Raw genomic sequence first — 17,577 nt, forward strand, 5'->3', positions numbered from 1 at the left:
TGAGAGGGCTGGCTGATAGCCTCACGGCAAAATTGGCTCGCTAAGGCCAGAGGCGGGAACTTGATAATCCGCCAGGGAAAGCAGCAATATTAGTTTAGTTTAATTAAGCTAATTCTGCTGATATTTTCACCGCATATATCAAGCGATAATGCATGTCGAGGAGCTGTCAGCGAGCTATCGGAGAATGCCTGGGTAGACTCTACTAACGATTGGGGGAGCATCGCATTATTATTCCAGTGGCATTCCAGCCCAGCTAGAGGGGAAACGTTTTGCTCCATCCGGCTTACTTTGATTCAGCCTTGTTAAAGTGAGGTTATGGCATTACTGGTTAGATGATGCTTCAGTAAGTATCAATAGTATCGGTCATGGGGGCTCCTAAGCACTGATTCGCTGTGCGTTTTCCTGCCTTAATAAACGGCTGCATAATAAGAAAAACTAATACCCCATTAGCAGGATGATTTTTAGTTATCTATTTTGCCCGTTACCTTGGTGCCATGATTGTTTAACACGGTACTTATTCTGGCACTGGGAGCTAGGCAATGTGGGAAAGCTACTTAACGGGCTTAGTAGTGTGCGGCGGGATTATCATGGCGATTGGGGCGCAGAACGCCTACATTTTGGGGCTGGCTATTCGTCGTGAGTACCACTGGTGGTCGGCAGGGTTATGCATGAGTGCGGATATTATCCTGCTCACGGCGGGTATGTTTGGGGTAAGTGCTTTTCTGCTAACAATGCCCAACGCATTGGAGGCAATGCGCTGGGTGGGCGTAGTGTTTTTGAGCTGGCTAGCGGCTCAGGCGCTGTTTAGAGCCTTTAGCGGGCGGCAAGGGTTAAGCGCTGAAGCCGGCAAAGCGCGCAGCTTAACCAAAGTGATTTTCGCTACCCTTGCCGTCACCGTGCTCAACCCCCAGGTATATCTGGATACGCTGCTACTGATACCCACCATTGGTGCCCAGCAAGAGAGTGCCGGAGTTTTTGTGGCGGGGGCATCTACTGCTTCCATACTCTGGTTTAGCCTATTGGCCTGGGGTGGTGCCGCGCTGTCACCTTGGCTTTCAAAACCCATCGCATGGCGCATTATCGATGGCCTGATTGGCTTGATGATGGCGGGCATCGCCGTGAATCTTGCCTTGGGGGCGTCATCTCTTAGCTAAGCCGCTTACTGGCTAATGGCGACTAAAGTAGGCCTCCATCACCGCAATTACTTTTTCGATATCCGCGTCATTAACATCGCGATGGGTAACGAAGCGCGTGGCGTAAAGCAGCTCGATCAAAATGCCGTGCTCTTTTAGCCAGGTGGCTAGAGGTTTTACATGTTCGTCGGGGAAGTGGGCGAACACCATATTGGTTGCCTGTGCGGTGATCGCGACCCCTGGCAGCTTTGCCAAGCCTTCCGCCAAGCGTGTTGCACGGCGGTGGTCGTCAGCTAAGTCCTCCACGTGATTATCTAGAGCATACTGGCAGGCGGCGGCGATAATCCCTGATTGGCGCATGCCACCACCCACCACTTTTCGCCAGCGCCGTGCCCGGTCAATCAATGCTTGCGATCCCACCAGTGCCGAGCCGATGGGGGTGCCCAGCCCTTTTGAGAAGCATAGTGAAACGCTATCAAACGGCAGGCACAGTTGTTTGATTGAGGTATCCGTGGCTACCGCTGCATTAAACAGTCGCGCGCCGTCTAAGTGTGCTGCCAACCCATGTTCGCGTGCCAGTTCGGTAGCTTTTAATACGTAGTCCGTGGGCAGCACTTTGCCGCCGATGGTGTTTTCCAATGCCAGCAACTTAGTACGTGCAAAATGAAAATCATCGGCTTTTATCGAGGTGATGATTTTTTCCAGCGGCAGCGTGCCATCAGCGGCGTTCTCAATGGGCTGTGGCTGGATACTGCCTAACACCGCTGCACCACCGCCTTCATAACGGTAAGTGTGGGCTGACTGCCCAACAATGTACTCATCGCCTCGTTCGCAGTGGGCCATGAGTGCCACTAGGTTGCTTTGTGTACCGCTAGGAAACAGTAACGCCGCCTCTTTGCCTGTCTGCTCCGCAAGGTTCGCTTGGAACGCGTTCACCGTTGGGTCATCGCCCCACACGTCATCGCCAACCGGCGCGGCCATCATGGCATCTTTCATGGCGGAGGAGGGGCGGGTCACCGTGTCACTGCGTAAATCAATCATGGAAACTCCTTTTTAAGGCTGAATTCAACTAACAAGGGCAGCCACTTAGGGACGCTTTAACGAGCAAGTTGTCTGTAACCATCTATGGTTAACAGCATACTGCAAGACTCTCAAGCAAAGGAAAACAGATGGATCTGAAAAGTGGTTATCCCTTTTGGGCGGTCAAAAATGGCCTATTGAAAACCTTTCCTCAATTGACTCGTGATCACCAATGCGAGGTGGTGGTGATTGGCGGCGGGATTACAGGTGCGTTGATTGCTGATGAGCTAAGCCGCAATGGCCACCATGTGGTAGTGCTTGAACGGCGGGATGTGGGCTGGGGAAGCTCAGCCGCCAGCACGGCTTTGTTGCAGTACGAAATTGATACGCATATGACAGAGTTAGCCGAGCGCTACGATGAGGCTGATGCAGTTCTCGCTTACCGCGCTTGTGCAGATGCCATTGGTGAGCTTGAAGCTTTAGCAGCAGGCATGGGTGATGTGGATTTTGAACGTCAGCAAAGCCTTTACTACGCCAGTAACGAAGAGGATGTGGCGCCTCTTAAAGAGGAGCTAGCACTGCGCCAAAAACACGGTTTTGAAGCCGAATGGCTTGAGCGCGAGGTCATTTTGGCGGAGTACGGTTTTGAGGCACCTGGCGCTATTCTTACCCAGCTTGCTGCCAGTATTGACCCCTATCGTATGGCGTATCAGCTGTTCTCCCAGGTGGTCGAGCGCGGGGGAGAAGTATATGACCGCACGCAAATGGAGGCGATGGCGTCGGATGATCAAGGCGTCACGCTCACGCTAGTCAATGGTGCCAAGTTGCGTTGCCAGAATGTTGTTATGGCGGCGGGGTATGAGTCGCAGTCTTGGTTGCCAGAAAAAGTGGCTATTAATCGCAGTAGCTACGCGCTAATCACCGACCCCCTGCCACCAGAGGCTTTGGGTAAGTTATGCCACACCATGATGTGGGAATCGGCGCGCCCCTATCTCTATATGCGCACTACCTGTGATGGCCGCCTGCTCGTGGGTGGCGACGATGACGACGAAGATATTCCCAAACGCCGCGACGCGCGGGTAGAGGAAAAGGCAAAAGGGCTGGCAGCTAAAATAGAAGCGCTATGGCCTAAGCTCGATATCAACCCTACCTTTTCTTGGGGCGGCACCTTTGCTGAAACCGACGACGGCCTACCTTTTTTCGGCCCCCATGACGCTCTGGGCCCACGCGTTCATTTTGCTATGGCCTACGGCGGCAACGGGATCAGCTATAGCATGATAGGTGCCAAACTGCTGCGAGCGTTTATTGAGGGTAGAGAACACCCCTTGGCGGAGCTATTTTCATTTAGACGCCTGGCCATAATGTCCTAACCTAAATGCAAAAACCGAGTAACGAGCAAGTTTAAAACGGGTATTCTTAACGGATATTCATAAGGATAGCGGGCAATGGGCCACACACTTTTTTTGCGTGCACTGGAGCGTAACGACCTGCGCTTTGTTCATGAGCTAAATAATAACCAGAGCATTATGTCGTACTGGTTTGAAGAGCCTTACGAGTCATTTGATGAGCTGGAGGAGCTGTATAATAAGCATATCCATGACAACGCCGAACGGCGCTTTGTCGCTGAAGATAGCCATGGTAATGCGATTGGTCTGGTAGAGCTGATTGAGATCGACTACATCCATCGCAGCGGCGAGTTTCAAATCATTATTACCCCAGAGCATCAGGGCAAAGGATTTGCCCGCTCCTTAATCCGTCAAGCGCTGCACTACTCGTTCACCATTCTAAACCTGCACAAGGTATATCTCATTGTGGCGGTAGAAAATGTCAAAGCGATTCATCTTTATGAGGAGAGTGGCTTTATTGAAGAGGGGCACTTGGTGCAGGAGTTCTTTATCAATGGCAAGTACCGCGATGTAAAGCGGATGTATATCTTGCAGAATACCTATCTTGGCCAGCTAAACACTGCCGAAGACCCCGAAACCAACTGGTTGTAAAACTCCCTAAAAAAAACGCCTCGGTGGGATGAGGCGTTGGATAGGCAGAAACCAGGTCGGCTAGATACTTAACCCAGGTAAGCCTTGATAGCGTCAAGTGCCGCACGCTGCTGGCGGGCACGCTGCGCCCATACTTCCATAACATCTACTTCTGACGCTTGAGTTGGGGTAACTAATTGTTGCATGGCATCTACTCCTCTTTCAGGGGGTCAGGGGATAACAGGATCAGGGTATTCCTTGAGAAACTGATTGGAAATGCTAATGTTGTAAAAGCTTAAATTTTAAAAACTTATATTGTAAAAGCTCATGTTGTACACAGCCTGTGTTGTGCTAAGCAGCAATTTAGCTGTTGTGGGATATTAAGAGCTTTCGACGGCCATAGCTAGTACTAACGATGTAGGTGATTCGCTACTTTGTGTAAGCATAAGATTACATATTGAGAGCTGTTACTATTACGCCATTGAATGGAAAAGGATTTTATAAGAAAAAAAGCCGGAACTTATTCCGGCTTTGGTGTTTCGTTTGTGGTCTTTAGGGTACAAAAGCACCTGAATTAACCTAAATAGGCGTTCAGCGCTTCGACTGCGGCACGATGCCACTGGGCAGTCAAGCTCCAGAATTCTAGAACTTCATTATCGCGTGCAGGGGGAGTTGTTAAAAAAGTCATTATGCGGTCCTCCTATTGGGACTACATCGTCATTATAGTCTATTTTTGTTGCAGTGCAGCATAATTGTGTTGAGAAACCTCGGATTGAGGGCGGGGGCAGCGCACAATTGGCATTAACCAGCTGTATGGATGAGGTAGTGCCTCTGGTCAAAAGTGATTTTCTGAAGCGTTGAACGCTCCTTGCCTGGGTTTGAGGTTGCGCCGGGTTTTGATTAGATTGCGTTTTAGTAATGTCTCTATGGGGAGTTGTATGCGTCTGCGTATTTTGTCTGATCTGCATCTGGAGTTTTTTGACGGGAACCGCGAGCTGCCAGAGAAAGATGCCGATGTAGTGGTTCTGGCGGGTGATATACACCGTAAGTGTGAGGGCCTTGGCTGGGCGCGTCGCCGCTTCCCGGATATGCCGATTATCTATGTGCCAGGCAACCATGAATTCTACGGTACCTGCATGCCACTGCTACGTGATGAGCTGGCGCTCGAAGCCGAGCGGCTCGACATTGAACTGCTGGATAATCGTGCCGTGACCCTCAATGGCGTACGTTTTTACGGCACTACGCTTTGGACTGACTTTGCGCTGTACGCTGGTGACCCGACCCAAAACCCCGCCGATACTGAGTCGAAGGCGCTGCGTTATATGCCGGATTTTAAAATCGTCCAAACATCGCCTGGGGTAACGTTCACACCACAGGCAAGTCAGCAGGTGCACGCTGAAGCACTTGCCTGGCTTGAAAATGAGCTGTCCCAGCCATTTGATGGCCCCAAGGTGGTGGTTAGCCACCATGCCCCGCTACACGACTGTATTCCTGACCAATACCTGGGCGACGCGTTATCGCCCGCCTTTGCCTCACACTTGCCTCATTTAATGGGCAGGATGAATGTATGGGTGCATGGGCATGTCCATGAGCCCGTGGATATTCTGCGCAACGGCACGCGGATTATTGCCAACCCCGGTGGATACCCTGATGAGTTTACGCCAGAGTTGTTTAAGACAGACTATATGATTGAAATATAAAATAAAATTAAGTGACTTAATGTTTTTGTTAGGGTGTTGATTAATCACTTTCAGCCATGCAGGTAAGTGCTACTTTGGTTTAATTTTCACTATAGCAGCTTGCGTCTGCAAGCCATGCTACTTATCTTCTTGCTTGTATGATGTATGACATATGGGGTTGAGTAATTGGATTGCCTATACCTAGCAACGAAGAGTGGGTTTTATAGAAAAGTGTCGTGCGGTATCTGTAGTCGATTGATATTCAATGTCTTTTAAAAGTCTTTGATTGACCAGCAAAGGCTATGGTTGTCCGCTTCGTTATTTTAATGCGGCAATGAGTGGAATGCGGGTCAGCACGCTATCACCGCCTAATGGAGAATTATTTATGTCGAGCCACGATACGCCCACGATAACCGATATGCAGGTCATTCCCGTGGCAGGGCGCGATAGCATGTTACTCAATATCGGTGGAGCTCACTCTCCTTATTTTACGCGCAACCTCGTTATCCTCAAAGATAGTCACGGCAATGTGGGGGTTGGCGAAGCCCCTGGTGGTGAGACGATTCAGACATCTCTAGAGCAGTCGCGAGAGCGGGTGATTGGGCAAACAATTGGAAAAATGCGCTCCATGGTTGCGTCGTTGCACAATGCCGGACGGAGTGCCGATTTTGAGGATTTCGGCAAAGGATCCTGGACATTCGAGCTACGCATCAATGCAGTTGCCGCGCTTGAAGCGGCGTTACTCGATTTGATGGGTAAGTTTCTGGGAGTACCAGTGGCAGAGCTGCTAGGCAACGGCAAGCAACGTGACAGCGTTGACGTGCTGGGATACTTGTTCTTTATCGGTGATGGGTATTCTACGCCGTTGGATTACCGCCGTGGCACCGGGGGCTTAGATCACGACTGGTACCGTTTGCGTGACGAGGCGGCCATGACGCCTCAACATATTGTTGAGCTAGCTCATGCGGTGCAAGATCGATACGGCTTTAAAGACTTTAAGTTAAAAGGTGGGGCTCTAGCTGGCGAGCAAGAAATCGAGGCCGTCACGGCGCTGCACAATGCATTCCCAGAGGCGCGCACGACCATTGATCCTAATGGTGCCTGGTCGCTCGAAGAGGCGATCCGGCTGTGCAAGGACCTTCACGGTGTGATCGCCTACGCCGAGGATCCTTGTGGCGCGGAACAAGGATTCTCGGGCCGTGAGATTTTAGCTGAGTTTCGCCACGCCACTGGCTTACCCGTCGCTACCAACATGGTGGCCACCAACTGGCGAGAAATGGCCCACGCATTAATGTTGCGTTCGGTCGATATTCCATTAGCCGACCCGCATTTCTGGACGCTTTCCGGTGCCGTACGTGTCTCCCAGCTCTGCCAGGATCATGGTATGACCTGGGGTTCTCACTCCAACAACCACTTCGATATTTCTCTTGCCATGTTCGCCCAGGTGGGGGCTGCCGCCGTGGGACGCACAACCGCGCTTGATACCCACTGGATATGGCAGGAGGGTGATGCCCGTTTGACGCGAAATCCGCCTGAGATTGTGGGTGGCAAAGTGGCCGTCACAGATGCGCCGGGGCTTGGGGTCGACATCGACATGAAGGCCATAGAGGAGGCTAATAAGCTCTATCTTTCGCTGCCTGCGGGTGCTCGGGATGATGCGATGGCCATGCAGTATTTGATAGATGACTGGAAGTGTGATCCGAAAAAGCCAGCGTTAGTGCGCTGAGTGAACACCCTAAACGTGACAAAGAAGGACATTACAATGAAAAAGTTAGCGCTAAGCTTATCTGTAGCAACAGCAATGATGACAAGTGCTGTTGCATTTGCTGAATATCCTGAGAAAAACATCGATATGATCGTGCCCTTCTCAGCCGGTGGCGGTAACGACACTTTCGTTCGCGCACTACAGCCGCTTCTAGAAGAAAAACTTGATACCAATTTGGTCATTCGCAATATCTCGGGTGGCGGCGGAGCAGTTGGGCTGACGCGCGCTCAAGCTTCAGATGCGGATGGCTATACCTTAGCTGCCGCCAGTAATGCATTACTGACCTTGGAAGCGTTGGGTAATGTTGATTTTACCTACGAAGATTTTGATTTTATCGCCAAGATTCTTGAAGAGCCCTACGTCATCGCCGTCGGTGAAGACAGCGAATACGCTGACCTGGACGCTATGGTTGAGGCTGCGAGGGCAGGCACTTCGGTTCAAGTGGGGGTTTCTGGGGTAGGGTCATCGGCTCACATCGCGGCGGTAGCCTTTGCTGATACCGCTGAAGTCGATTTCAATTTCATTCCCTACCCCGGCGGTTCTGAGACCATCTCCGCTGCAATGGGAGGGCACATTGATGCCGTGGTGCTAGGTGGGGCGGAACTTCGCTCAGCGCTAGAATCAGGTCGTCTGAAAGCTTTGGGTATGTCCTACGCAGAGCGTAGCGAGTCTCTGCCTGATGTCCCTACTTTTCAAGAGGAAGGCTACGCTCTGTCGCTGACAGTATGGCGCGGCATAGCGGGACCTGATGGCCTGCCGGAAGAGGCTAAGGAAGCGTGGGTTAACGCTATTAAAGAAATTGTAGAAGAAGGCTCCTTCGAAGAGACCGCTTCGAACCTGGGGTTAGATATTGTGCCGCTGTATGGGGATGAGCTAGAGGCGTTTATCGCTGAATCTGCTGAAGTGATGAAAGAAAGTGCTGGCGACTTAGCTGCTGAATAAAATAAGGAGTTAGTGACTGATGGCAAAGGATATAGGTAAACCGATCTTTGATCTGTTTCTTGTGGTGGTATCGGCAATTGGGTTTTATATGGCCACTACGCTGCCAGCAGTCAGCATGGCGGGGGGGCTTTCCCCCGCTTCTTTCCCAAAGTTGATTTCTGGCTTGATTTTTGTGTGTGCCGTGCCCTGCTTAATACGCGATTCTTATGAATGGCTTGTTGCAAGGCGAGTGCAGGAAGGCGCGACAGCCCTTAATGCCACTGCTCCGAAGAAAGGCATTTTGCAATGGCTGACCATCGTGGCTTTGATTATTGTTTATATCAACTTTTTCGAGCGGCTGGGGTATATCGCAAGCACAACAATATTCTGTTTTTTAAATGTTGTTTTTCTTGTCATAACTAGCGGTGAATTTCAAAAGTTAAGCAATAAACGAAAACTTCGAAACCTAGCAGCGTATACAGTTTTTGCGTTCGCTTTATCATTGGTTATTTATTATGTATTTACCGAACTATTCAATATCCCCCTGCCGGATTGAGGAAGGAGAAGTGAGATGCTAACGGGTTATATTGATGGTTTGGGGTTGGTCTTCCAGTTGGGTACATTATTGGCGATTGCTGGCGGGACTTTTTTAGGCATTATCATGGGAGTATTGCCTGGCCTAACATCGGCCATGGCGATAGCGCTATTGCTGCCGGTAACCTTTGGAATGCCACCTGTGATGGGTATAGGCATGCTGCTTGGTACCCTGTGTGGTGCTGGTGCCAGTGGCTCGATACCCGCCATATTGTTGAATATTCCTGGCACTCCATCCTCGGTCGCGACTACGTTCGATGGCTTTCCAATGGCTCAAAAGGGGGAGGCGGGGAGAGCCCTGGGGCTGGCAATCGTTGCCTCTTTCTTTGGCGGTGTAGCTAGTATGGTGGTGTTAAGTCTTCTCGCACCACCCATCGCTGAGTTTGCATTGCGATTTGGTGCTGCGGAGTATTTTTCGCTGAGCATTTTCGGGCTCGTCATTATTGCTTCCGTTGCAGGCAAGTCCCTCCTTAAAGGTTTGATTGCAGGCCTGATAGGTTTCTTTTGCTCTACGATTGGTACAGATCCTATTGCGGGGGTCGACCGCTTTACGTTTGGACAGCTTTCTTTATTGACCGGCATTAACCTCTTACCGGCGCTGATTGGGTTATTCGCTGTCTCACAAGTGCTGAAAGATGCCTTTGAATATGATCCCTCAAGTAAACTTCAGAACAGTGCTCACAAAGTCGATATTGCACGTCCACGGTTTGTGGAAACGTTGCGCAATTGGCGCGCTCTTCTTGTTGGTATCGTGTCCGGCTCTGTTGTAGGCCCAGTGCCTGGCGCGGGAGGCAGTATTGCCTCGTTGGTAGCCTACGACCAAGCACGTCGTTTTTCTAAAACACCTGAAAAGTTTGGTAAGGGGCATAGTGCTGGCATTGTTTCGGTTGAGAGCGCGAACAATGCTTTGTTAGGTGGGGCGTTAATTCCTACGCTTGCATTGGGCATCCCTGGCGAGGCCGCGACGGCTGTTCTATTGGGTGGTTTAATGATTCAAGGCGTTACGCCAGGACCGATGCTATTCGAAAGCCAGAGCGGCATCATTTACGGGATATTTTTAGCGTACTTAGTCGCTAACTTCTTCATGCTTATCATCATGTGTTTAGGTATCAAGCTGTTTGTTCGAGTACTGCTAGTGCCAAGAAAACAGTTGATTTCGGCTATCATTGTTTTCTGTTTTATCGGTGTTTACGGAGTTGATGGGGATGTGTTTAACCTCTACATAATGCTGGCTTTTGGATTGCTCGGCTATTTTCTCAACCGATATGGCTTTGGAACTGCTCCGGTAATACTGGGTTTAATTCTGGGGCCTATAGCGGAATCTAACTTGAGACGGGGGCTGCAGACCTTCGGTGGAGATTGGTCGCCGTTTTTCACCCGCCCCATCAGCGTTACCTTTTTAGTCATCGCCTTAGGGTTGCTGGCGCTGACACTGTGGCAGAACTACCGTACTCGTCAACAAGACGTGGCGTCTGGCGCTGCTTGAAGTCCACAGCCGCCATTCGAGGCGGCTGGGGTGTTGAAGCCCACTCGTGGAGTGGGCTTTTTTAATGGTGGGGGGTAAGTGATGGCTAACATCGATTTTGAGACGTTGCGCAGTACGATTGAAAAATCACTATTGAAGGCGGGGTTAAAGCCCGCTGATGCTGAGACCTGCGCGCAAATCCATGCTGAAAGTACCCGCGACGGCGTGCATTCGCATGGTATCGGGCGGGTTCCGCGTTTCATTGAGTATGTCGGGAAAGGCTGGGTCGATATCGACGCTAAGCCTAGCCTTGTCCAGCGATTGGGCGCGATTGAGGTGCTTGATGGAGGTTTTGGAATAGGTGTTGTCAATGCACTTCATGCCACAGAGCGTGCCATGGCGTTGGCGCGTGAGCATGGTATGGGGCTGGTTGCGTTACGTGATACAACCCACTGGATGCGCGGCGGAAGCTATGGCTGGCATGCGGTTGAGCAGGGGTTCGCTACGATCATGTGGACCAATACCGAGTCGTGCATGCCTGCCTGGGGCGGTGCTTCCCAATCGATTGGCAATAATCCGTTGGTGATGGCCGTACCGCATAACTCTGGGCCTCTGGTGCTCGATATGGCGATGTCTCAGTTTTCCTATGGGAAGCTACAGACGACTCAGCTGAAGGGCGAGTATTTGCCCGTTGACGGCGGTTTTGATGCGCGTGGAGAATTGAGCCGTGATCCTGCGGCGATCGCTGCGACGCGTCGCTTGCTGCCGACCGGGTACTGGAAAGGCTCTGGGTTGTCGATCTTACTGGATGCGTTGGCAGCACTGCTTGCCCAAGGGCGTCCTAGCCATGCCATTGACAAGGTTCAGCGCGGCAGTGGTGGCGGTTGCAGCCAAGTGTATATGGTGTTTGACCCTGAGCAACTCGGTGGCCGCGAGGCTTGCGATAGCATTGTCGAAGGCATTCAGTCTCATCTTGGCGCCACAACGCCTGCCGAGCCGGGGCGCAAAGTGCGCTGGCCAGGTGAGTCGACCGCTGAACAGCGATATGGAGAGAGGTTGATTGTTATCGATGACATGCTATGGCGCTCTGTTTGCGAGCTGGCGGGTGGTTAGTTAAAGGCGTTTTAATCCTCAACAGGTTTACAGGGCATGGCTGCTACTTTGGTTTAAATTATGATAGTTCTGCTTGCACCCCGCTAGGAGGATACTTATATTTTAGGTTGTATGATGTATGACATAAGGTTGTTGGCTAACTCGTGATGTCTGCTTATTCAGTGGTCAATACATTTTAAAGAGGGCGCAAAGTGACGTTTTCAAGACAAGAAGTAACAACAGCCATCGGCGATGGTTTGCTATCGTTTCCGATTACCGATTTCGATAGTCAAGGTCGTTTCGATGAAGCGAGCTATCGCAAGCGACTTGAGTGGTTCATCAGCCACGAGATTTCGGCGGTCTTCGTCGCGGGTGGCACGGGGGAGTTTTTTAACTTGTCACTTGATGAGTATCGCAAGATTGTTCGCGTCGCTGTCGAAGTAATTGACGGTCGCTTACCCGTCATTGCCAGCGCTGGATTAAGTGTTGAAGCCGGCACGGCCTTTGCACAAGCGGCCGAAGAAGCGGGCGCTGACGGAATTCTACTGATGCCGCCATACCTTACCGAGTGTCCGCAGGATGGCTTGGTGGAGTATGCCCGCCAGATTTGTGATGCCACGTCCGTCAACGTGATTTATTACAACCGCGGTAATGGCATCTTGAATGCTCATTCTGTTCAGCAGCTCGCCGACCAGTGTCCTAACTTGGTGGGGCTAAAAGATGGCAAAGGCGATATTCAGGCGCTCAACAAAATCGTCAAAACCGTCGGAGACCGGTTGGTCTATATCGGCGGTGTGCCCACAGCTGAAATTTTTGCCGAGGCCTATGTATCCATTGGTGTGAATACCTACTCTTCGGCCGTGTTCAATTTCGTGCCGGAAATGGCGGTGAAATTCTATAAGGAGTTGCGTAAAGGAAATAAAGAGGCTGTTAAACAGATCACTAACGACTTTTTTATTCCTTTCGTGGATCTCAGGGATCGTAAGGCTGGCTACGCCGTTAGCCTGATCAAAGCAGGCGCTGACATTGTTGGCCGTCCTGCGGGGAGTGTTCGTGCGCCACTTGTAATGCCAACCGAGGAGGAGTGCCAAGCGCTTAAAAAGCTGATTGATCGTGTTAAGTCGTCATAAATGACTGAGTAGTACGCCACTCACCACTCAATAAGCCATAACAATTTAACAACGAGCGAAAGAGGTGAATGTATGATCATCACTAAAAAAATAATGACAAGTGTCGGATCCGCAGCGCTGATGGCAACGTTGAACATCAGCTCTGGTGTGGCAATGGCCCAGGATGGCCCGTTGCGCGGTAATATTCGCGTGGTCATCGGCTCAACGTCCACCGGTGGCGACACTTATCAAAACTCTGCCATTGTCGTGGATCAATTAGCTGAAAAGCTGGATCTAAACATGAAGGTGGATGCCGTGGGCGCAAGTTCTGCTTTTCGCACCCTCGACCGGGACTCGCGCGGCAATACCCTGATGATCTTCCACGATCAGTCCTATCTTGGCCATCTGTATGGGGTTGAGGGCTATGACGATATTTTCGATAAATATACCGTTGGGCCGACCCTTGCTATCAACCCTGGCAATGCCTATCTGGTGCCGAAAAACTCGCCTTACGAAACTCTTGACGACGTCATCGCTGCAGTAGGCAATGGCGAGACCGTACGCGTGGCGATCCAGCCGGGCGGCGTCTCTGAGATTGGGTTTAGTGCCCTGAAAAATGCCATCGCTATTGAGCATCCCGGGCAGGAAGATAACCTAGTCGCTGTTAATACAGGGTCTCAATCCGACAAAAATCAGCAACTGTTTGACGGTCAAGCCGACGTGATTAACGGCTCCGTGCAGGCCAACGAGCAGTACACACGCTTGCCTGAAGATGATCAAAAAGCGATGCGCTTTGTCTGGTTGACGGCGCGTCAAGATACCATTGAACAAGCGCCGGAAGAGGGGCTTGGGCAGACGTCTCGTGAGCAGTTGCTTGAGTATGTAGAACCGAACGTGCATGTCACCATGGGAGACGACGAGAGCTTCACGTTCGATAAAGAGTTCTTCTTCCTCTACAACAAAGACATGGACCCGGCGATTGTTGAGCAAATCGATGAGGCGCTAGCGGAGATCTACGCAGAGGGAGAAATACAGGAAATTCAAAAGAACGCCTTCTTCATCCCCAACTTCAAGCCCTCTGATGAAGCCTCTGAGTATCTCGCCGATAAAATGGCCCGCTACGAAGAAATCATTAGCAACATCCAGTAAAGGGTATGGCACTCGCTGCGTGGGCGGCGGGTGCCTCACCTCTGCGTGAGCCGCTATAGAACAATGGTAAGCAGGATACCCTGTTGCTTTTGCCCGGAGCCGTTATGGAATCAGGTCTGTCAAGTCTGCTCAGTGTCTCAATCGATTTCGAGACCTCCCACCTGTTTTTTCCGAGGATTATTCACTGGATCATGGCGGGACTCTTTGTCTTAATTTTAATGACAAAGGTAGCTCCCTTTATGGCAGCAGTGAAACGAGGAGAGCGCACACTGCCCATTGTTGGTGAGGCTAGGGATAACTTCCGTTTCTTCGGAACCCTCGTCTTAATCGTGGCGTATTTTTATTTTATGGCAGTGGTGGGTGACATGTTCCCCTACACGGGCTACGGCTTCCTAATGGTTTCGATGGCTTTCGTGCTCCTCATGTCACTGCTCTATTTGCATGACTGGTCAAAAAAGGCCCTTACCATTGTGGTGGTCAATGCCATCGTTGCTCCTAGTCTGGCCTGGTTCGTTCTCGCCAAGCTGTTCACCATCACCTTACCGTGACCGAAGCGAGTGCCACCATGGAATTTCTCTCCCTTCTCGATATAACGTTTTTTTTACTCGCTGGACTTGGTGCCCTGGTCGGCATCATCTTCGGCGCTATACCCGGTATGACCGCTACCATGGCGGTGGCTGTTTGCCTGCCGCTGACCTATGCGCTTGGGTTGCACCATGGCCTAGCGCTCTTGCTCGGCCTCTATGTGGGGGGGATCTCAGGCGGCATGGTTCCGGCGGTGCTTCTCAATATTCCCGGCACGCCGTCTTCAATCACTACCACCTTTGATGGCTACCCTATGGCTCAAAAGGGTGAGGGTGAGAAAGCGCTGAAGATATGTGTCATCGCTTCTGTCATCGGGGGGCTTATCAGCGCCGCAATACTTTTCTTGTTTGCGCCGCTGTTGGCAGATTTCTCGATCAAGTTCTCCTACGTGGAGAAATTTTTGATCATTTTGTTGGCGCTGAGTGTCATTGCTTCGCTCTCTACCAGCATGCTGGTTGGCATCTTTAGTGGCGTTATCGGCATCTGGCTGAGCTTGATCGGGGACTACAGCATCTCGGATGGCGGTAATGGCAAGACCCGTTTGATGTTCGATTTCATGGAGCCCTACTTATTTGAAGGGTTTTCGCTATTGCCGGTGCTGATCGGTGTCTTTGGTATTTCCACGATTCTGCTCGAGGCGGAAAAGGGAGCGAAGAGCGGGTTGGTCAGCGAACGCATCAAAATCAGTAAAGGAGGAGGCTTTTCACTTTCGGTCTTTAAGGGCCGCCTGACTAACCTGGTGCGTTCGTCCTTCATCGGTACCTTTGTGGGCATGCTACCTGGGGTCGGTGGTAGTGCAGCCTCTGTGCTGGCTTATACCCAAGAGAAAAACTTGACGCGAGATTCGTCACAAATGGGCAAAGGGGCGCCCCAGGGTCTTATCGCCTCGGAGTCAGCCAACAATGCGTTGACCGGTGGTGCACTGATTCCATTGCTATCGCTGGGTATTCCTGGTGACTCAACCACCGCTGTTCTGATTGGTGCGTTCACGCTGCAGGGCATCCAGGTGGGGCCGCTATTCATCCCAGAAAATCCCGAGACTTGGTACGTCATGATGACTGCATTGGTCTTTGCCAACATCGTGATGTTCTTCTTAATGTTTTATGCCATTAAGTACATCGCCAAAGTGGTGATGGTGCCGAAGCATATTCTTTTTCCCATCATTGTGATGATGTGTGTAGTGGGTGCTTATGCCATCAACTACGGGATTATGTTCGACGTCTGGACGCTGCTTATTTTCGGCATTTTAGGCTATCTGGTGCAGAAGATTGGCCTGGAGGTCGCCCCGCTCATTATTGGCTTCATCTTGGGGGGGCAAGCCGAGGTCTACTTCGTCAAGAGCCTGGAATCGTTCGGTACTTACTCGATCTTTTTCACCAAAAGCCCCATTGCCATGGTGCTGTGGGGATTGATTATTGCCTCGTTAATGTTCGCGATCGTGATGGGCTTTAATTCCCGCGCCAGACAAAAAATGGAACTGACCCAGGTAACTGGCAGCACACACACCGCCTCAGGAAAGGGTCATGACACAAACTAATACTCGCATTATTCGCGTACACCCCAACGATAATGTCGCCATTGTGGTCGAGCAGGGGGGACTTGCTGAAAGCACCGTTATTGAGGGTGGCATCACCACTACGATGGCTATCCCTCAGGGCCACAAGGTGGCATTGACTGAACTGGCCGAGGGTGACCAAGTCGTTCGCTATGGCGAGGTCATCGGTACAGCGCTGGCGGCCATTGCCTGTGGCAGTCACGTGAATGAGACGAATGTGCGCCTTCCTACCGCGCCTGCTCTCGATGAATTGTCGTTGGCCTCGCGCGAGGTGCCTGCAATGGTGCCTCTGGAAGGGTACACCTTTGAAGGCTTCCGCAATCCGGATGGCAGTGTGGGTACCAAAAACGTGCTGGGTATCACCACCAGCGTGCAATGCGTCGCCGGTACCGTTGATTTCGTGGTGCAGCGGATCAAGCGCGAACTGCTGCCACGCTTTCCTAATGTCGACGATGTAGTGGGGCTCAATCATGCTTACGGGTGCGGTGTCGCGATCAATGCGCCCTCAGCTATTGTGCCGATTCGGACGCTTAAAAATATTGCCCTGAACCCTAATTTCGGCAACGAGATAATGATCATCGGCTTGGGCTGCGAGAAGTTGCAACCTTCCACTCTGCTTTCTGATCGGCCAGTGAGAATTTACGAAAACACCGAAGCAGCAGACCCCAATGCCAATGTGCTGAGCCTTCAGGATTACTCCTTCCAGGGCTTTGGCGAAATGGTCGAGGGTATCCTGGCCATGGCCGAACGCCACTTAGAACGACTCAATCGACGTCAACGCGAAACCTGCCCAGCGTCCGAGCTGGTCGTCGGTATGCAGTGTGGCGGCAGCGATGCTTTTTCCGGAGTAACGGCTAACCCTGCGGTAGGCTTTGCGACCGACTTGATCGTGCGTGCGGGTGGCAGCGTGATGTTCTCAGAAGTTACCGAGGTGCGTGACGCCATCCATCTGCTGACGCCCAGGACAATTGATGAGCAGGTGGGCAGGGCGTTGATCGAGCAGATGGCCTGGTACGACGACTACCTGTCTCAAGGGCAGGCGGATCGCAGTGCTAACCCCTCCCCAGGCAACAAGAAAGGCGGGCTCAGCAATGTGGTTGAGAAGGCGTTGGGGTCGGTAATTAAGTCGGGCAACTCACCCATTGTGGATGTTATTGGCCCCGGTGAGCGGCTGCGCCGAAAAGGGCTGACCTTCGCTGCCACCCCGGCCAGCGATTTTATCTGCGGCACACTGCAACTAGCAGCGGGTATGAACTTGCAGGTGTTTACCACGGGGCGTGGCACGCCATATGGCCTGGCCATGGTGCCTGTACTCAAGGTCTCCTCTAACTCCACGCTGGGCAAACGTTGGCACGACATAATCGATCTGGATGCGGGGCGCATTGCCACAGGCGATGCCAGCATTGAAGAGGTGGGCTGGGAGCTTTTTCATCTCATTCTTGAGGTGGCCAGCGGCCGTCAACAGGCCGCCGCTGATCGTCTAGGGATTCATAACGATTTGGTGTTGTTTAATCCTGCGCCAGTGACTTGATTC

Annotated in this window: 15 protein-coding genes; 14 read left to right on the plus strand and 1 reads right to left on the minus strand. The window is 51.6% G+C overall.

The window, feature by feature from the left end:
• The first annotated feature begins 539 nt into the window (after positions 1-539).
• Positions 540-1,154 (plus strand): LysE/ArgO family amino acid transporter, encoded by a 615-nt coding sequence (locus QEN58_RS04275; protein ID WP_280105919.1) that lies wholly within the window; start codon positions 540-542, stop codon positions 1,152-1,154.
• 12 nt (positions 1,155-1,166) lie between these two features.
• Here QEN58_RS04275 and ltaE read toward each other — a convergent pair whose 3' ends face one another.
• Positions 1,167-2,174: a low-specificity L-threonine aldolase gene (ltaE, locus tag QEN58_RS04280; RefSeq protein WP_280105920.1), complete on the minus strand. Its 1,008-nt coding sequence runs from the start codon at positions 2,172-2,174 to the stop codon at positions 1,167-1,169.
• A 128-nt stretch (positions 2,175-2,302) separates the two neighbouring features.
• Here ltaE and QEN58_RS04285 point away from each other — a divergent pair, with 128 nt between their 5' ends.
• From QEN58_RS04285 to garD, 13 genes are all read left to right on the plus strand, one after another.
• Positions 2,303-3,523 (plus strand): NAD(P)/FAD-dependent oxidoreductase, encoded by a 1,221-nt coding sequence (locus QEN58_RS04285; protein WP_280105921.1) that lies wholly within the window; start codon positions 2,303-2,305, stop codon positions 3,521-3,523.
• 75 nt (positions 3,524-3,598) lie between these two features.
• Positions 3,599-4,150 (plus strand): spermidine N1-acetyltransferase, encoded by a 552-nt coding sequence (gene speG, locus QEN58_RS04290; protein ID WP_280105922.1) that lies wholly within the window; start codon positions 3,599-3,601, stop codon positions 4,148-4,150.
• A 917-nt stretch (positions 4,151-5,067) separates the two neighbouring features.
• Positions 5,068-5,829 carry a metallophosphoesterase gene (locus QEN58_RS04295; protein ID WP_280105923.1) on the plus strand — a complete coding sequence of 254 codons (762 nt, stop codon included), beginning with the start codon at positions 5,068-5,070 and terminating at the stop codon, positions 5,827-5,829.
• Between the two features lie 364 nt (positions 5,830-6,193).
• The gene (locus QEN58_RS04300) at positions 6,194-7,534 is read left to right on the plus strand and encodes an enolase C-terminal domain-like protein (RefSeq protein ID WP_280105924.1); all 1,341 of its coding nucleotides are present in this window, start codon (positions 6,194-6,196) and stop codon (positions 7,532-7,534) included.
• 36 nt (positions 7,535-7,570) lie between these two features.
• Entirely contained in the window at positions 7,571-8,515 is a 945-nt protein-coding gene (locus QEN58_RS04305) for a Bug family tripartite tricarboxylate transporter substrate binding protein (protein WP_280105925.1), read from the plus strand.
• 19 nt (positions 8,516-8,534) lie between these two features.
• Positions 8,535-9,050, plus strand: coding sequence for a tripartite tricarboxylate transporter TctB family protein (locus tag QEN58_RS04310; RefSeq protein ID WP_280105926.1), 516 nt, complete (start codon positions 8,535-8,537; stop codon positions 9,048-9,050).
• Between the two features lie 15 nt (positions 9,051-9,065).
• Positions 9,066-10,574, plus strand: coding sequence for a tripartite tricarboxylate transporter permease (locus tag QEN58_RS04315; protein WP_280105927.1), 1,509 nt, complete (start codon positions 9,066-9,068; stop codon positions 10,572-10,574).
• An 81-nt stretch (positions 10,575-10,655) separates the two neighbouring features.
• On the plus strand, positions 10,656-11,666 hold the full coding sequence (gene yiaK / locus QEN58_RS04320) for a 3-dehydro-L-gulonate 2-dehydrogenase (protein WP_280105928.1): 1,011 nt from the start codon (positions 10,656-10,658) through the stop codon (positions 11,664-11,666).
• Positions 11,667-11,857: 191 nt separating this feature from the next.
• Positions 11,858-12,775 carry a 5-dehydro-4-deoxyglucarate dehydratase gene (gene kdgD, locus QEN58_RS04325; RefSeq protein WP_280105929.1) on the plus strand — a complete coding sequence of 306 codons (918 nt, stop codon included), beginning with the start codon at positions 11,858-11,860 and terminating at the stop codon, positions 12,773-12,775.
• Between the two features lie 72 nt (positions 12,776-12,847).
• Entirely contained in the window at positions 12,848-13,903 is a 1,056-nt protein-coding gene (locus QEN58_RS04330) for an ABC transporter substrate-binding protein (protein WP_280105930.1), read from the plus strand.
• 104 nt (positions 13,904-14,007) lie between these two features.
• On the plus strand, positions 14,008-14,451 hold the full coding sequence (locus QEN58_RS04335) for a tripartite tricarboxylate transporter (protein ID WP_280105931.1): 444 nt from the start codon (positions 14,008-14,010) through the stop codon (positions 14,449-14,451).
• 17 nt (positions 14,452-14,468) lie between these two features.
• Positions 14,469-16,025, plus strand: coding sequence for a tripartite tricarboxylate transporter permease (locus QEN58_RS04340; RefSeq protein WP_280105932.1), 1,557 nt, complete (start codon positions 14,469-14,471; stop codon positions 16,023-16,025).
• Entirely contained in the window at positions 16,012-17,574 is a 1,563-nt protein-coding gene (gene garD, locus QEN58_RS04345) for a galactarate dehydratase (protein WP_280105933.1), read from the plus strand. Before QEN58_RS04340 ends, garD begins: the two co-directional genes overlap by 14 nt.
• Positions 17,575-17,577: the final 3 nt, after the last annotated feature.

Source organism: Halomonas alkaliantarctica, from assembly GCF_029854215.1.
GTDB lineage: Bacteria > Pseudomonadota > Gammaproteobacteria > Pseudomonadales > Halomonadaceae > Vreelandella > Vreelandella alkaliantarctica_A.

Excerpts from the sequence above, each read along its gene's own strand:
- QEN58_RS04275 (WP_280105919.1), top strand. The coding sequence starts at position 540 with ATGTGGGAAAGCTACTTAACGGGCTTAGTAGTGTGCGGCGGGATTATC.
- ltaE (WP_280105920.1), bottom strand. The coding sequence starts at position 2,174 with ATGATTGATTTACGCAGTGACACGGTGACCCGCCCCTCCTCCGCCATG.
- QEN58_RS04285 (WP_280105921.1), top strand. The coding sequence starts at position 2,303 with ATGGATCTGAAAAGTGGTTATCCCTTTTGGGCGGTCAAAAATGGCCTA.
- speG (WP_280105922.1), top strand. The coding sequence starts at position 3,599 with ATGGGCCACACACTTTTTTTGCGTGCACTGGAGCGTAACGACCTGCGC.
- QEN58_RS04295 (WP_280105923.1), top strand. The coding sequence starts at position 5,068 with ATGCGTCTGCGTATTTTGTCTGATCTGCATCTGGAGTTTTTTGACGGG.
- QEN58_RS04300 (WP_280105924.1), top strand. The coding sequence starts at position 6,194 with ATGTCGAGCCACGATACGCCCACGATAACCGATATGCAGGTCATTCCC.
- QEN58_RS04305 (WP_280105925.1), top strand. The coding sequence starts at position 7,571 with ATGAAAAAGTTAGCGCTAAGCTTATCTGTAGCAACAGCAATGATGACA.
- QEN58_RS04310 (WP_280105926.1), top strand. The coding sequence starts at position 8,535 with ATGGCAAAGGATATAGGTAAACCGATCTTTGATCTGTTTCTTGTGGTG.
- QEN58_RS04315 (WP_280105927.1), top strand. The coding sequence starts at position 9,066 with ATGCTAACGGGTTATATTGATGGTTTGGGGTTGGTCTTCCAGTTGGGT.
- yiaK (WP_280105928.1), top strand. The coding sequence starts at position 10,656 with ATGGCTAACATCGATTTTGAGACGTTGCGCAGTACGATTGAAAAATCA.
- QEN58_RS04330 (WP_280105930.1), top strand. The coding sequence starts at position 12,848 with ATGATCATCACTAAAAAAATAATGACAAGTGTCGGATCCGCAGCGCTG.
- QEN58_RS04335 (WP_280105931.1), top strand. The coding sequence starts at position 14,008 with ATGGAATCAGGTCTGTCAAGTCTGCTCAGTGTCTCAATCGATTTCGAG.
- QEN58_RS04340 (WP_280105932.1), top strand. The coding sequence starts at position 14,469 with ATGGAATTTCTCTCCCTTCTCGATATAACGTTTTTTTTACTCGCTGGA.
- garD (WP_280105933.1), top strand. The coding sequence starts at position 16,012 with ATGACACAAACTAATACTCGCATTATTCGCGTACACCCCAACGATAAT.